12 protein-coding genes and 1 pseudogene are annotated in these 15,142 nt (G+C 72.0%); 7 read left to right on the plus strand and 6 right to left on the minus strand.

Going from position 1 to position 15,142, the window contains the following annotated elements; translation table 11 throughout:
- The first annotated feature begins 78 nt into the window (after positions 1–78).
- Positions 79–1,239, plus strand: a complete 1,161-nt coding sequence (locus AB0P17_RS05535) for a cystathionine gamma-synthase (protein ID WP_365807822.1) — start codon at positions 79–81, stop codon at positions 1,237–1,239.
- Between the two features lie 57 nt (positions 1,240–1,296).
- On the opposite strand, the gene AB0P17_RS05540 is transcribed toward AB0P17_RS05535, so the two are convergent.
- From AB0P17_RS05540 to AB0P17_RS05550, 3 genes and pseudogenes are all read right to left on the minus strand, one after another.
- Positions 1,297–1,548, minus strand: a complete 252-nt coding sequence (locus AB0P17_RS05540; RefSeq protein WP_365807823.1) for a hypothetical protein — start codon at positions 1,546–1,548, stop codon at positions 1,297–1,299.
- Positions 1,545–2,057 carry a sigma factor-like helix-turn-helix DNA-binding protein gene (locus tag AB0P17_RS05545; protein WP_365807825.1) on the minus strand — a complete coding sequence of 171 codons (513 nt, stop codon included), beginning with the start codon at positions 2,055–2,057 and terminating at the stop codon, positions 1,545–1,547. Before AB0P17_RS05545 ends, AB0P17_RS05540 begins: the two co-directional genes overlap by 4 nt.
- Before the next feature lie 242 nt (positions 2,058–2,299).
- A pseudogene (locus AB0P17_RS05550) lies at positions 2,300–2,815 on the minus strand (MarR family transcriptional regulator); the annotation flags it as partial.
- Between the two features lie 187 nt (positions 2,816–3,002).
- Between AB0P17_RS05550 and ilvA the strand changes: the two are divergent.
- Positions 3,003–4,235: a threonine ammonia-lyase gene (ilvA, locus tag AB0P17_RS05555; protein ID WP_365807827.1), complete on the plus strand. Its 1,233-nt coding sequence runs from the start codon at positions 3,003–3,005 to the stop codon at positions 4,233–4,235.
- Between the two features lie 159 nt (positions 4,236–4,394).
- Here ilvA and greA read toward each other — a convergent pair whose 3' ends face one another.
- Together greA and AB0P17_RS05565 are read right to left on the minus strand one after the other, a co-directional pair.
- Positions 4,395–4,892 carry a transcription elongation factor GreA gene (gene greA / locus AB0P17_RS05560; protein ID WP_365807829.1) on the minus strand — a complete coding sequence of 166 codons (498 nt, stop codon included), beginning with the start codon at positions 4,890–4,892 and terminating at the stop codon, positions 4,395–4,397.
- A gap of 224 nt (positions 4,893–5,116) precedes the next feature.
- Positions 5,117–5,518 carry a DUF4307 domain-containing protein gene (locus AB0P17_RS05565; RefSeq protein WP_365807831.1) on the minus strand — a complete coding sequence of 134 codons (402 nt, stop codon included), beginning with the start codon at positions 5,516–5,518 and terminating at the stop codon, positions 5,117–5,119.
- A 97-nt stretch (positions 5,519–5,615) separates the two neighbouring features.
- On the opposite strand from AB0P17_RS05565, the gene mca reads away from it, so the two are divergent.
- Positions 5,616–6,497, plus strand: a complete 882-nt coding sequence (gene mca, locus AB0P17_RS05570) for a mycothiol conjugate amidase Mca (RefSeq protein WP_365807833.1) — start codon at positions 5,616–5,618, stop codon at positions 6,495–6,497.
- A gap of 1 nt (position 6,498) precedes the next feature.
- Positions 6,499–6,732, plus strand: a complete 234-nt coding sequence (locus tag AB0P17_RS05575; RefSeq protein WP_365807835.1) for a hypothetical protein — start codon at positions 6,499–6,501, stop codon at positions 6,730–6,732.
- A gap of 284 nt (positions 6,733–7,016) precedes the next feature.
- Here the strand turns inward: AB0P17_RS05575 and AB0P17_RS05580 are convergent, their stop codons facing one another.
- Positions 7,017–10,262: a tetratricopeptide repeat protein gene (locus AB0P17_RS05580; protein ID WP_365807837.1), complete on the minus strand. Its 3,246-nt coding sequence runs from the start codon at positions 10,260–10,262 to the stop codon at positions 7,017–7,019.
- A 179-nt stretch (positions 10,263–10,441) separates the two neighbouring features.
- Between AB0P17_RS05580 and AB0P17_RS05585 the strand changes: the two genes are divergently transcribed.
- The 3 genes from AB0P17_RS05585 (at position 10,442) to AB0P17_RS05595 (ending at position 15,135) form a co-directional block, all read left to right on the plus strand.
- A complete protein-coding gene (locus tag AB0P17_RS05585) occupies positions 10,442–10,921 on the plus strand; it encodes a nitroreductase family deazaflavin-dependent oxidoreductase (RefSeq protein ID WP_365807840.1) in 480 nt (159 codons plus the stop codon).
- Between the two features lie 775 nt (positions 10,922–11,696).
- Complete coding sequence (locus tag AB0P17_RS05590) at positions 11,697–14,144, plus strand: SdrD B-like domain-containing protein (RefSeq protein ID WP_365807842.1); 2,448 nt, start codon at positions 11,697–11,699, stop codon at positions 14,142–14,144.
- Positions 14,145–14,454: 310 nt separating this feature from the next.
- Positions 14,455–15,135 carry a hypothetical protein gene (locus AB0P17_RS05595; RefSeq protein ID WP_365807844.1) on the plus strand — a complete coding sequence of 227 codons (681 nt, stop codon included), beginning with the start codon at positions 14,455–14,457 and terminating at the stop codon, positions 15,133–15,135.
- Positions 15,136–15,142 lie beyond the last annotated feature (7 nt).

Here is a 15,142-nt window from a genome sequence, read left to right on the forward strand (position 1 = left end):
ACGCGCGGGGCCACGCCCCCTCACGTGTGGGGCCCCGCGCGTCCACGGGCGCCGGTCCCACGGCGCTACCCTCGGCCCATGAGCCACGAGCACTCCAGCGACCAGCATCGTTTCGAGACCCTCGCCATCCACTCGGGGAACACCGCCGACCCCCTCACCGGGGCGGTCGTACCACCGATCTACCAGGTGTCCACGTACAAGCAGGACGGGGTGGGCGGCCTGCGCGGCGGTTACGAGTACAGCCGCAGCGCCAACCCCACCCGTACCGCCCTGGAGGAGAACCTCACGGCCCTGGAGGGCGGCCTGCGCGGGCTCGCCTTCGCGTCCGGGCTCGCCGCCGAGGACTGCCTGCTCCGTACGCTGCTGGTCCCCGGCGACCATGTCGTCATCCCCGACGACGCCTACGGCGGCACCTTCCGGCTCTTCGCGAAGGTCGTCTCCCGCTGGGGTGTGGACTTCTCGGTCGCGGACACCTCCGACCCGGCGGCCGTACAGGCCGCACTGACCCCCCGCACCAAGCTGATCTGGGTCGAGACCCCCTCCAACCCGCTCCTCAACATCACCGACATCGCGGCCCTCGCGGCCGTCGCGCGCACGTCCAGGGCGCGGCTCGTCGTCGACAACACCTTCGCCAGCCCGTACCTCCAGCAGCCCCTCGCGCTCGGCGCGGACATCGTCGTCCACTCGACGACCAAGTACATGGGCGGGCACTCCGACGTCGTCGGCGGCGCGCTGATCACCGAGGACGAGGCGCTGGGCGACGCGTTGGCGTACCACCAGAACGCGATGGGCGCCGTCGCCGGGCCGTTCGACGCCTGGCTCGTGCTGCGCGGCATCAAGACGCTCGCCGTCCGCATGGACCGGCACTGCGAGAACGCCATGCGCGTCGCGGAGATGCTCGCCGCTCACCCGCGCGTCTCCCAGGTCCTCTACCCGGGGCTGCCCGACCACCCCGGCCACGAGACCGCCGCCAAGCAGATGAAGGCGTTCGGCGGGATGGTCTCGTTCCGGGTCGCGGACGGCGAGGAGGCGGCGGTCGGGGTCTGCGACCGCGCGAAGCTCTTCACGCTGGGCGAGTCCCTGGGCGGTGTCGAGTCGCTGATCGAGCACCCGGGCCGGATGACGCACGCCTCGGCGGCGGGCTCGCCGCTGGAGGTGCCCGGCGACCTGGTCCGGCTGTCCGTGGGGATCGAGTCGGGCGACGACCTGCTGGCCGATCTCCGGCAGGCCCTCGGCTGAGGCCGACCGCCGCCCCTTCGGGAGTTCGGGAGGGGCTGCCGGCCGTTTCCCCGGCTCTCACCAGCCTTCCAGCGGCGGTGTCGTCCGCGCGGGCGGCGGTGCCCACGGGTGCACGTCCCACGCCCATACGGTGAAGACGATCACCGCCGCCAGCAGTACCGCCCACACCACCCGGCGCGCGGCCCGGCGCCTGCGCAGCATCCGTTCGCCGCGCCGGGCCGCCCGCGCCACAAGACCGGCGGGGACGGCCGGGCGCGGCAGGTCGAGCAGCCGCCGTATCTCCGCCTCCTTGCGGCTCGTACCGCTCACGGCCCCGCCTCCCCGCGCGGGGCCGTCCGCCGCAGCGCCGACATCGCGCGGGCGCAGAGGGCGCGGGCCCGGTCCTCGGGGAGGCCGAGGAGGGACGCGGTCTGCTCCTCGGTGAGGCCCTCGTACAGCTGGAGTACGAGGACCAGCCGCTCCTGCGTGCCGAGCCCGGCCAGCACTCCGCCCTCCCCGCCCGCCCGGCGCCCGACCCACCGGCCACCCCACCGCCCGGTCCACCGGCCCGGCCGCCGGACGCGCCACGCCTCCTGGGCGAAGCGCAGCGCCAGCTCCCGGCGGGTGCGGTCGTACGGGTCCTCGTCGCGCAGCTGGTCCCACTCCGCGTACGTACGGGCCAGCGCGGCCTCCAGCAGGCGCTGTGCGCGCGGGGTCGCGGTGGGCGGTTCGGCGGTCAGCAGCGCGGCCGTGTGCAGCAGTCGGCCGGCCGCGCCCGCCGCGAAGACCTCGAACTCCCGGGCGCGGCGGCGATCCGTGGCCGCGCGCCGCTCTCGCACGACCTCATATCAGGCCAGCCGGGCCGCGAGGTCAAGAGGGCATCGGCACCGGGACCGGGACCCGGAGCGCGCCGGGCTCAGGCGCCGGGGTGCCCGCCCTCCGCCGGGCCCGCCGCCTTCGGAGCACTCTCCGCACCAGCACCAGCACCCGCACCCGTGCCGGTATCCGTATCGGCGCCCGGCTCCGCTTCCGCTTCCGTCTCCGACTCGGCGTCGGGCTCCGTGCCCGGCTGCTCGCCGGACGGCTGCCCCGCAGCCCTTGCCGAGAACGCGCCGTTGAGACGGGTGAGCAGCGTGGTGAAGGAGTTCCGCTCGTCCTCCGTCCAGTCCGCCGTGACCTGAGCCATCAGCGCGCGCCGCGAGGAACGCACCTCGTCGAGTCTGGCCAGCCCGCGCGCCGAGAGCTGGAGCACCACCGCGCGGCCGTCCTCCGGGTGCGAGGTGCGCTTGACCAGACCGGTGTCGACCAGCGGCGCGACCTGCCGGGTCACCGTCGAGGAGTCGATACCCATCCCGGCGGCCAGCGCCTTGACGCCCATCGGGCCTTCCTGGTCGAGCCGGTTGAGCAGCAGATACGCGGCACGGTCCATCGAGTTGCGGACCTGGCCGACACCGCCGAGCCGGGTCTGTTCGGCCCGCCGGGCGAAGACGGCCACCTGGTGCTGGAGGGCATCGAGGAGGGCGGCGTCGTCCGATGGCTCGACAGGCCGCTCCCGGGAAGCCGACGCAGCGGAAGTCATGTCCTGAATGGGGGGCATGGCTGGGGGCTCTTTCGTGCGGGGGTCGGTTGGTGGGGGAAAGAGTACGCGGCCGGACCCCGCACCGTACCTGCCCTGTGGAAACCGGGTGAAGGAGAAGTGCGCGGGGCGTGCGCGGGCGCCCGCCGGCCACCGGCGGACCGGGTCGGGCCCGGCCCCGCCCGGCGTGAGCTGCGAGACTTGCCGTATGAGCTTCCGCACGTCGCGCCCCTCCCACCACACCCTGATGCTCGACGACATCCGAGGGGCCCAGAAGATGCTCTCCGGGGTCGCCCGGACCACCGCGATGGAAGGCAGCAGGCACCTCAGCGGCCTGGTCGGCGCACCGGTCCTGTTCAAGTGCGAGAACCTCCAGCGCACCGGCTCCTTCAAGCTGCGCGGCGCCTACGTACGGATCGCCGGGCTCTCCCCCGAGGAGCGCGCCGCGGGCGTCGTCGCCGCCAGCGCCGGGAACCACGCCCAGGGCGTCGCCCTCGCCTCGACGCTGCTCGGCGTCCGCTCGACGGTCTTCATGCCGGTCGGCGCGCCCCTGCCCAAGGTGGCGGCCACCCGCGACTACGGCGCGGAGGTACGGCTGCACGGCCAGGTCGTCGACGAGACCCTGGCCGCCGCGCAGGAGTACGCGCGGGACACCGGCGCGGTCTTCATCCACCCCTTCGACCACCCGGACATCATCGCCGGACAGGGCACGGTCGGCCTGGAGATCCTGGAGCAGTGCCCCGAGGTGCGGACCATCGTCGTGGGGATCGGCGGCGGCGGTCTCGCGGCCGGCATCGCCGTCGCCGTGAAGGCGCTGCGCCCCGACATCCGGCTGATCGGTGTGCAGGCGGCCGGGGCGGCCGCGTACCCGCCCTCGCTGCGCGCGGGGCGGCCGGTCTCCGTGGACCCGCTCCCCACCATGGCCGACGGGATCAAGGTGGGCCGGCCGGGCGACATCCCCTTCCGGATCGTCCAGGAGCTGGTGGACGAGGTGCGTACGGTCTCCGAGGACGAGCTCTCCAGCGCCCTGCTGCTCTGCCTGGAGCGGGCGAAGCTCGTCGTCGAACCGGCCGGTGCCAGTCCGGTGGCCGCGCTGCTCGGCGACCCGGCGGCGTTCCGCGGCCCGGTCGTCGCGGTGCTCTCGGGCGGAAACGTCGACCCGGTGCTGATGCAGCGCATCCTGCGCCACGGCATGGCGGCGGCGGGGCGCTATCTGAGCCTCCGGCTGCGGGTCACGGACCGGCCCGGCGCACTCGCCACGATGCTCGGCGTGCTGTCGGTGGCCGACGCCAATGTCCTGGACGTGAGCCATGTACGGACGGATCCGCGCCTCGGGCTGACGGAGGCGGACGTCGAGGTGCACCTGGAGACGAAGGGGCCCGCGCACTGCGCGGAGGTCGCGGCGGCGCTGCGCGAGGCCGGCTACACGATCCTCGGGTGACGCCGGCACCGACGCCGTACGGCAAGGCGGGCGGGCGGAAAACGGACCGGGCCGGTCCGCCCGACGGGATGTCGGGCGGACCGGCCCGGTCACGCAGGCGCGGATGCGAGAGCAGGTGCCGGCGCGAGAGCGAGCGGTGACGCGGGCGTGGGCGTCGGCTCAGGCCTGGTACGGCTTGGCCTCAAGGATCTTCACCTTGGCCTTGTTGCCGTTCGGGAGCTCGTACTCCGCGCTCTCGCCGATCTTCTTCCCGTTCACCCCGCTCCCCAGCGGGGACTGCGGCGAATACGTCTCGATCTCGGAGCTGGCGTACTCGCGCGAGGCGAGCAGGAAGTCCAGGGTGTCGTCCGGGTCGCCGTCGAAGGCGATCGTCACGACCATGCCGGGAGCGACCACACCACTGGCCGTGGGTGCCTCGCCGACCTTCGCGTTCTCCAGGAGCTGGGTGAGCTGGCGGACACGCAGCTCCTGCTTGCCCTGCTCCTCCTTGGCCGCGTGGTACCCGCCGTTCTCCCGCAGGTCGCCCTCCTCGCGGGCAGCAGCGATCTTCGTGGAGATCTCCGTGCGCGCGGGACCAGACAGGTACTCCAGCTCGGCCTTGAGCTGGTTGTACGCCTCCTGGGTGAGCCAGGTGACGTTCTCGCTGGTCTGGGTCACTGGTGCTCCTCGTAGGTGCTGGGGATACAAAGCAACGCCCTACCCAGAAGCATGTGCCGTCTCGGGTGGGCGAAACCACGAGCCTAACAATTTCGTGGCCCAAGGGGGAGGACAATTGCCGTCAGAAATACATCGGCGCAGGTCAGCGCGGAACCCACCGCACCACACGGCGGGTCACTTCAAGGGTCACCTCAGGGGCACTTCACAGCCGCCGGCCCACCCGCTCAGTCGGACGTGCAGCCCACCAGTTCGGTACTGGTCGCACTCTCCGTGGTACGGATCGTGACCACCTCGTCGATCCGGGTCTCACCGGGCCCGAAGCGCACGTCCTTGCGGCCCACCTCCGCGGCGCTCTCCGCGAGCGAGCGCAGGGTGCAGCTGCCGCTCGCGTCCCGGTCCTTGCGGACCTCCAGATGCGCCTCGACCTCGGTCGCGGAAATGCGCTTGAACTTGATGAGCTCTCCGGAGACACTCCGGTCGATCACGTAGTGGTAGCCGTACCAGCCGAGCAGGACGACCAGCAGGCCGCCGAGGACCGCGCCCAGGCGGCGCAGCCGCCGGTCCGCGAGCTCGTCGGCGGAGCGGCCGTACCGTCCTGCGGGGAGCTCCTCGCGTACCGCCGCCATGATCGTTCCTCTCGGACAGGGACAGCCGGAATTTCCGTCCCCCGATATCCGTCACTATAGAAGCCGACCAAAGCGACACATCACTGAGGATCGAGTCTTGACTGAGCAGCTGCGGCTGATGGCCGTTCACGCCCACCCCGACGACGAGTCGAGCAAGGGCGCGGCCACTATGGCCAAGTACGTGTCCGAGGGGGTGGACGTGCTGGTCGTGACCTGCACGGGAGGCGAGCGCGGCTCCATCCTCAACCCCAAGCTCCAGGGTGACGCCTACATCGAGGCGAACATCCACGAGGTGCGCAAGAAGGAGATGGACGAGGCCCGGGAGATCCTGGGCGTCCAGCAGGAATGGCTCGGGTTCATCGACTCGGGGCTGCCCGAGGGCGACCCGCTGCCGCCACTCCCCGAGGGCTGCTTCGGGCTGGAGGACCCGGAGGTCGCGGCGGGCCGGCTGGTCCGGTCGATCCGCGCGTTCCGGCCGCAGGTCATCACCACGTACGACGAGAACGGCGGGTATCCGCACCCCGACCACATCATGACCCACACCATTTCCATGATCGCGTTCGACGGCGCGGCGGACAAGGAGAAGTTCCCCGAGGAGGACTTCGGCCCGGTGTGGCAGCCCGAGAAGCTCTACTACAACCAGGGCTTCAACCGGCCGCGTACGGTCGCGCTGCACGAGGCGCTGCTCGCCCGCGGTCTGGAGTCCCCGTACGGCGAGTGGCTGGAGCGGTGGAAGGAGATCGAGCGCGTGGAGCGGACGCTGACCACGTACGTCCCCTGCGCGGACTTCTTCGAGATCCGCGACAAGGCGCTGATCGCGCACGCCACGCAGATCGACCCGGACGGCGGCTGGTTCCGTATCCCGATGGACGTCCAGCGCGAGGTGTGGCCGACCGAGGAGTACGAGCTGGCGAAGTCGCTCGTCGATACCTCCCTCCCCGAGAGCGACCTCTTCGCGGGCATCCGCGACAATGCCTGATATGTATGCGACCCAGGCAATGACGCAGCTCGTTCCCCTCGCCCAGGAGCTGGACGAGAACAAGGTGACGCCCGGTGTGCTCGGCTTCATCGTGTTCGCGGTGATGGCGGGCGGCGTGTGGCTGCTGATGAAGTCGATGACCCGCCACATGGGCCGGGTCGACTTCGAGGAGGCCCCGGAGCCGCAGCCGCAAGCGACCGCCGGGCAGCAGCGGGCGACCTCGGGCGGGAAGTAGCCGCACGGACGGACGGTGGCCGTACGGGTCCGTACGGTCGCGTGGGTACGGGCGGTGCGCGCATCCGTACGATCCGTGCGGCCCGTAGGTACGTACGGCGCTGTGCGGATCGGCGCGCTGTGCGGATCGGCGAGCTTGACGGATCGGCGCGCTGTGCGGATCGGCGAGCCTGACGGATCGGCGCCGTACGGGCCGTGTACGCCCGGCCCGCCGCGGTCCGGGCGACGCGGCCCGGCGTACGGCCGCCCCTCCGCCGGGGGGAGCGGCCAGGCGTCGGGCGGGCGTCAGGCGGGTGTGACCTCCACCGGTACGCCCATGACCTCGCGCGCGTGCCGGTTCGGCACCATGCCGAGGTCCCAGGCCTGCCAGCCGTCCTCCAGCCGGACACCCCGGCCCAGCATCACCGCGAACGCCGCGAGCGAGTCCGCCAGCTTGCCGTCCCGCGCCGGGTGGTCCGCCGCGGCCAGCTCCGCCAGCTCCTGTTCGGCCACCGCCGAGCCCACCTCCGTACCGCCCGCCGAGCTGTACGGCAGCAGCGTGCAGCGCAGGAAGCGTGACCAGTCCGCGCCGCGGTGGTCGCCGTACGAGGTGAAGAGCGCCGTCGCCTCGTCGCACAGCGCGAGCGCCTGGGCCGCGCGGCTGTTCCCCGCGTCGACGATGGCCAGCTCCAGACAGGTCCACCCCTCGCCGTGGGCGACACCGATCCGCCGGAAGTCCGCGCGGGCGTCGACCAGGAGCTGCCGGGCGAACCCCGAGTTGCGCAGGTTGCCGGTCTGCGCGGCACGCTGGTCGCGGGTGACCCGGCCCGAGTGGTGCCGGGCGCAGGCCAGCCCGTACACGTCCCGCATCCGCGAGAACATCGTGCGGGCCCGCTCCAGCTCCCGTACCGCCTGGTCGCGCTCGCCGCCCTCCTCCAGCGCCTGCCCGAGGTAGTACAGCGTCCACGCCTCGCCGCGCGCGTCCTCGTTCTCCCGGTGCCTGGCGAGCGCCTCGCGCAACTGCTCGGCCGCCTGCCCCGGCTCACCCTCCACCAGCCGCGCCCGCGCCAGCTGCGTGGTCGCCCACGCCTCGCCACGGCCGTCCCTGGTCCGCCCGTACAGCTCCAGCGCCGCGCGCAACTCGCCCTCCGCGCGGGCCACATCACCCATCCGCAGGAACAACTGGCCGAGCTGGAAGTGCGCCCACGCCTCGCCGTGCACCGACTCGCTCTCGCGGTGCAGCGCCAGCGCCGCGGTGAGCATCCCGAACGCCTCCTCCGGCCGGCCGCGGTCCCGCTCCACCGCCGCCAGCGCGTGCAGCGTCCAGCCGCGGTCACCCGCCAGCGACGGGGTCTCCTGGAGCGCCAGCGCCTCGCGCAGCTTCGCCGACGCCTCGGTCAGATTGCCCTGGTGGTGCAGGGTGATGCCGAGCGAGCAGAGGGCGCGGGCCGCGCCCGCCTCGTGCTGCGCCTCCTGGTAGAGGCCCACCACGGAGGTCAGCGTCGTGCGCGCCTTGTCCAGCTCGCCGAGCTGCCGGGCGGCGATGCCCGTACGCCACTGGACCGAACGCACCAGCAGCCCCTGGTCCACCGCCTGCGTCAACTCGTTGATCTCGCCCAGCCGGTAGAGGTCGCCGCGCAGCAGGCAGTAGTCGCAGAGCGCGCCCAGCAGATTGAGCACGGCCTGCTGATCCACGCCCTCCGCGTGGCGCAGCGTGGCGGTGATGAAGCTCGACTCGTCGTCCAGCCAGCGCAGCGCCGCGTCCAGCGACGAGAAGCCGTGCGCGCCCGCCGCGCTCTTGAAGAGGTCCGCGCGGGTCGACGTCTTGCCGTCGACCAGCCGGATCACGGAGTCCGCCAGCTCGCCGTAGTTGCGGATCAGCCGCTCCTGCGCGGCCGTGCGCTCCTCCGCGGGCTCCTCGTCGCGCAGCCGCGCGTGCACGAAGGTCCGTACGACGTCGTGCAGCCGGTAGCGGCTGCCCCGTACGTGCTCGACCAGGCCCGCCCGCGACAGGGCCACCAGCAGCCGCCCGGCCTCCTGCTCGTCCGTCGCGAGCAGCGCCGCCGCCGCGCCCGCGCCCAGCGAGGCACGCCCCGCGAGCGCGAGGCGGCGCAGCAGCCGCCGGCCCTGGTCGTTCTGGTCGGTGTACCGCAGCCACAGGGCGCGCTCGACGGGTTCCACCGGGCCGTACGCGTCGAGATCCGCGGCCAGCCCGTGCGCGGTGCGGCCGGCGCCGAGCGAGGAGCCGGCGATGCGCAGCGCGAGCGGCAGCCCGCCGCACAACTCCCGTACCCGGTCGGCCGACTGGACGTCGTACGGGCCGCCCTCGGTCTCACCCCCGCTCCCGGAGGTGGCGCGCAGCAGCTCCTCGGCGCCCGCCCCGTCCAGCGCCTCGACGGGCAACTGGTGCACCCAGGCCGGGACATCGGCCGGCAGCTCGACGGGCCCGCGCGCCGTCACCAGCACCAGGCTGTCCGAGCGCTCCGGCACCAGGGTGCGCACCTGCTCGGGGTCGGACGCGTCGTCCAGGACGACGGTCACCGGCAGGCCGGTGAGGTGCTGGTGGTACAACTCGCTGAGCCGGCGGACCTGTTGCTCGGGCGAGGCGCCCTCGCGGAAGAGCAGCTGCTCGCGCGGCGCGCCGAGCCGGTTGAGCAGGTGCAGCAGCGCGTCGCGCGTCGACAGCGGCGCCTCCAGGGTGCCGCCGCCGCGCAGGTCGACCACGCAGGCGCCGCGGAACTGGTCCCTGAGCTGGTGTGCGGCGCGTACGGCCAGCTCCGTGCGGCCGGACCCGGGGGCGCCGTACAGCACGACGACGGTCGGTTTCGTCTCCGTCGACGCGCGCGCGGAATGCACCCACTGCGCGATCTTCGCCAGTTCGGCGCGGCGCCCGGCGAACGGCCCGGCGGGCTCGGGGAGATGGCCGAACGACTGCTCCAGCACGCTCCTGCGGCGGGCCGCGGCGCTGCGGTCCCCGCCTCGCAACTGCGGCACGACGGAGGTCTTCTTGGCCGTCGTACGGCGCGTCGCGGAGGTCAGGACGCGCTGCTGGTCGAGGAACGGCCGGATGCCCCGTACCTCCAGCGCCGTCAGCCACTGGAGCCGCAACTGCTCGGCCCCGCCCGGCTGGCCCGCCGCGCCGGCTCTGCGGTGCGCGGCCGGCCAGTGCGCGGCGGTCACCTTCGCGACGGTGGTCGCCGCCCCGGCCACGGCGACGACGGCGCCCGCGCCGAGGGCGACCCCCGTGGCCGTCCCGAGCGCGACATCGGCGCCGATCGCGGCCACGGCGGCGACCGACGTGACCAGCGCGGGCGTGCCGATGCTCTGCCGGCTGAACCGCTCGGACAGCGGTACCGCCTGAGCCCGCGTCGCGTCCAGGGCCTGCGTGTAGGCGGCGTACTCCTCGTCCGCGCCGGCGGCCATCGCGTCCAGGGCGCCACGCCCGCGCGCCAGCAGGGCGTTCCCGTCGGTCCGCCCGCCGGAGCGCCGTACCTCTTCCTCGACGGCGCGTACCAACAGCCGTTCGGCCTCGGCCCGGTGGCTTTCCCGCATGTGCGTCCCCCTCCGAGAGCATGGTGAGTGCACATTGTCCTGCGGACGGGGCGTCATGGCGAGTGGTGCCTGTCGTTCGGCTGTTCGGCGGCCCGGTAGGGGAATGATTCCTTCCGTCCCGCGCGTTCCCGCGAACGGGACTCATCAGACACCACTCGACAGCATCGGAGAGGGACAGCATGCCTCTGAAAGGCGAGTACGAGCCGAGCACGCAGCAGCTGGTACGGGACCAGGTGGAGCTGTACGAGAGTTCCGGCGGCACGCGGGGCACGACGCTGGCGTCCCTGGTCGGCACGGCCGACGAGAAGCGCCGGGACCTGCCCGTCATCATCCTGACCACGCTGGGCGGGAAGAGCGGCAAGATCCGCAAGTCCCCCCTGATGCGTGTGGAGCACGACGGCGCCTACGCCGTGGTCGCTTCCCTGGGCGGCGCCCCGAAACACCCGGTCTGGTACCACAACGTCGTGGCCGACCCGAGGGTGGAGCTGCAGGACGGCCCGGTGCGCCAGGACATGGTGGCCCGTGAGGTGACGGGCGACGAGAAGGCCCTGTGGTGGGCCCGCGCGGTCGAGGCGTTCCCGGACTACGCGGACTACCAGAAGAAGACGGAGCGCGAGATCCCGGTGTTCGTACTGGAGCCGGTGGCCGAAGGGCACTGATCGCTAGCTGATCGGCCGCGTCGCCCCCTTGGCTGAGGGCGACGCGGCCGCGGCGGCTCGTGCCGCCGAGCCGGCGGGGAAAGGGTTCGCACTCACGCGTGCCCGGTTGCGGGAGCAGAACGGGATTCTGCGGAACTACGGCACATCGCCCGAGTTCGCCACCACTTTTACGAGAAGCTCGGCCCCGAGAAGGCTCTGGAATTCTTCGGCCGGCTCTCGGCCGACACCTGCGGCGACCACGGGCAGCTCGACAAACGGCGCCTGAAGGATGTCCAGGAACTCCAGCCGAACCTGAGCCTTGCACCGGTGACGGCGTCTCAGTCGGATGGCTTGCGGATATGTTCCGATCGCCGTCAGGGGTTCGGCTGGTGAAGGCGGGAATCCAGCGGTTAGAGTATGGCTCGCTATGGCGGTCGGTGAGGTCGGCGCTGGGGGGCGAAAAGACTGTGATCGAGTTCCGGAAAAAGGCAGCCCGGGGCCGTACTGCCCAGGGATCTGAACGCGCGTTCGCTTCTTCCGGCCTGCCATGTTTACAACTCGACCACAATTTCCTCAAGCGATCACCACAAAGCGGTCCACGCAACAGCAGTGGGCCTCTTTTTCTTTTCCGTGGGGGTTCGCGGCCGGCGTCCTCGCCGGGGCCACGAAGTGGACGTGCGGCGAGAAGCGGGTGCTTCGTTTTCATGACAAGAGAAGTGTGGAGTGTGATGCCATGAACCGAGTCGGCAGAGACTCGCGCCGGCCGGCTTTAAGCCGTGTGGAGCCGCTGGCGCGCATGGGGTTAGCTGTTCTTCTACTGGCGGGCGGTGCCCTGGGGGCGACGGCTGGACCAGCCGCCGCTTCGACCGCCGATGGCACGCTGACGGTCGAGGTGCTGCGTGACTTCTTCGGCACCGGCGTGATCAACACGACGATGGACGTGCCACAGCGGGGCATGGAGGTGGAGATCTCCGACCCCGCCGGGCACAAGGTCACCGGCGTCACGGATGTCACCGGAAAGGTCGTGGTGACGCCGTCGACCGCGCTGAGCGGTGGCCGGTACCGCGTCGACGTCAGCATCCCGGCACCGTACAGCGACTATCTGCAAGCGGCGCCCGCGTCGACGGAGGGGAACCACTTCGACAGCTTCACGTCGTTCGTGGATGTGTCGGGCGGAAAGAACGCCTCGGTGGTGACGGGGGTGTGGGACCCGGCCGACTACGCGCTGCCGGACTCGCGGTACTTCGTGCCGATCCACAACGGCGCCAACGGGACCGACAACCGGGCGTTGGTGGCGTTCGGGACGGAGACCCGGGGGACGTGTCCCACCGATGTGGCGTGCCCGACCACGCTGGCCACGCAGGACCAGGTGGGCACGACGTTCGGGCTGGCGTACGACAAGGACCGGACCCGGCTGTTCCAGAGCGCGTTCGCCCGTCGGTACGCCCCGTACGGGCCGCAGGGCGGGGGTGCGATCTACACGGTGCCGGTCGACGGCTCGGCTGCGCCGGAGCTGTTCGCGCGGGTGCCGGACGCCGCGGTGACGCGGCACGACACCGCCAACATGATCAAGGATCCCGGGTTCACCGACGCGCCGGGCAAGGAGAGCATCGGTGGCCTGGCCCTGTCGGGGGACGGCTCCACGCTGTACGCGGTGAACCTGCGGACCCGCAGCCTGGTGAGCTTCGACGCGACAGGGGCCACCGCCGCGGCACCCGAGTCGACGGTCCCGATCCCGGACCCGGGGTGCGCGAGCCCCGACGACTGGCGGCCGTTCGGTCTCCAGGCCCACAACAACACGCTGTACGTCGGCGGAGTGTGCAGCGCGGAGAGCACGCAGCAGCGCGCGGACCTGAAAGCCTTCGTCTCCACCTATGACGGCAAGCGGTTCACCACGGTGCTGAGCCACCCGCTCACGGCCAAACGAGGCAGCGTCTTCGGTTCCGGCGACAAGGCCACCCACTGGAACCCGTGGAACACCGGCCTGGACACGTGGGACGACCGGCAGGCGGGCAACGTCTTCATCGATCCGCAGCCGGAGCTGGCCTCCCTCGCCTTCGGCCGCGACGGCTCGATGATCCTTGGTTTCCGCGACCGGTTCATGGACGTGCTCAGTTGGGGAGGGCTGGACCCCCGCCCGGGGAACGACACGCCGGAAAACGGCATGTCCGGTGGTGACATCACCATGGTCTGCGCCACTCCCGGGGGTGAATACGAGTGGGAAGGAACCGGGAGCTGCCCCAACAACGCCACCCCCGCCAACAACGGCGGCCAGGACGCCGATGTCGTCGAATACTTCCCGGGCGACTCCTACGCCAACGCGCACCAGGAGACCGCGCTGGGATCGGTGGCCTATATCCCGCAGCAGCAGTGGGTCGTCAGCACGGAGTTCGACCCGGTCGTCAACGTCGCGACCTCAGGGACCGGGTACCACAACATCGAGACCGGTGAGGGCCCGGGCAACAACCCGACCGCCAACGGGTTTCAGTTCGTCAGCCGGGAACAAGGCGGGTTCGGCAAGGCCGGCGGGCTCGGAGACATCGCGTACGCGGCGGCGAACGCGCCGATCCAGATCGGCAACGTCGTGTGGTTCGACGGCGACCACAACGGGATCCAGGACCCGGGGCACGTGCTGCTGCCGGGGGCGACGATCAACCTGCTGGACGCGGACGGCAAACAGGTCGCCACGACCAGGACCAATGCCGCCGGCGAGTACTACTTCGGTGGTGTCGGCGCCGAGTACGAGCTCACGCCGGGCGCGAAGTACACGGTGCAGTTCGACGTGTGTACCGCGGACACCAGCCAGGTGCCCGAGCAGCCCGCGGCGAGCGAGCTGAGATTCACGCTCCCGAGGGCCGGTGCCAACCGTGCGCACGACTCCAATGTGACCCCGCCGACCACCGGACCGTTGTGCAACGGCTACGCGCCTGTCACGGCGCCGGACAAGCCGGGCGGGGTCGATCACACGATCGACGCCGGGGTGTACATCCCGAAGGACACACCGGCCCCGACGCCGACTCCCACACCGACTCCCACACCGACTCCGACGCCGCCCGCGGCCTCCACGCCGCCGTCGCCCGCGCCGCCTGCCAACCACCCGGCCCCGGCCGGTGGAGGCGGGGGTTCGCTGGCGAACACCGGTACATCCGGGCTGGCGGAGATGATCGGCATGGTCGGTCTGCTGGTGGGTGCGGGCCTGGCCATCGCGTTCGTGACCCGGAATCGTCGCGCCGGGCAACACTGAACGAACCGCACAACGGTGATCTGCCCGTCCGCGATCCGGACGGCGCGGACGGGCGGATCACCTCCCGGCCGGTCCACGAGGGCCGGCCTCGGCGTCGTCTGCCACCGGACCGGCGAGTGCCGCCGCGAGCCCGCGGCGGCCGGACGGTGTGGTGATCGAAAGGATGAATCGGAGAGTGTCAGCGTCGAACCGCGTGCGGAGCGGGAGAATCCGGCAAGCCCCACCGGGTCGTCCGGCCGGCCGGCGCCGATGGCCGCGGTCGCGCCGGGCCGCGGCCGCCATCGGCATCGCGGCCGCCGGAGTGGTCGCGGTGGCCGCGTTCCTGGTCGCCGACGACGGCTCCGGCGCCGGTGGTCCGCGCCCGCTGACGACGGATGAGGCGAACCGGCTGGCGATCACGCGATTCCGCAACTACCAGGCGCAGGGCCGCGCAGTGACGATCACTGTGCCGGGCACCGCCGGCGAACTGACCGTCACCGGGTCCGTCGACTATCGCCGCAAGGTCGGTTACGGCGTGGTGCACGGCACCGGGCGCGCCACATCCAGCGACGGGCTGATCCAGTGGACGCCCACCTCGGTGCACGTCCGCCCGATGACGGACGCCCCGGCGCACGCACCCGCGTCGCCACCCTCCTCGGGGTGGCACGACCGTCCGCTGCTGTCGTCCGGCAGCGCGCTGGACACCTCACTGTCCATCGCGCTCGGTCTCGGCGGCAACCGGCCGGACAACGCCGAACTGCTGCCGCAGAACGGCGCCGCCTGGTGGGGGCGGGAGCAGGTGGACGGGCGCCGGGTGGACGTCATGACCGGGCCTTCCTCCCCCGACCGCTCCGGTACGGCGGGCAACGTGCGCTACTGGATCGGCTCCGACGGCACCATGTACCGGGTCCGCGTCAGCGTGGGTTCGCAGCCCGAGCCGGTGGTCATTGATTTCGCCACCCACCAGTACGTTCCGGTCCAGCCGCTCCCCGGAACCACCCCGACCCGATAGCCGCTGT

The sequence above is a fragment of the Streptomyces sp. NPDC088124 genome (assembly GCF_040685895.1).
Classification (GTDB): Bacteria; Actinomycetota; Actinomycetes; order Streptomycetales; family Streptomycetaceae; genus Streptomyces.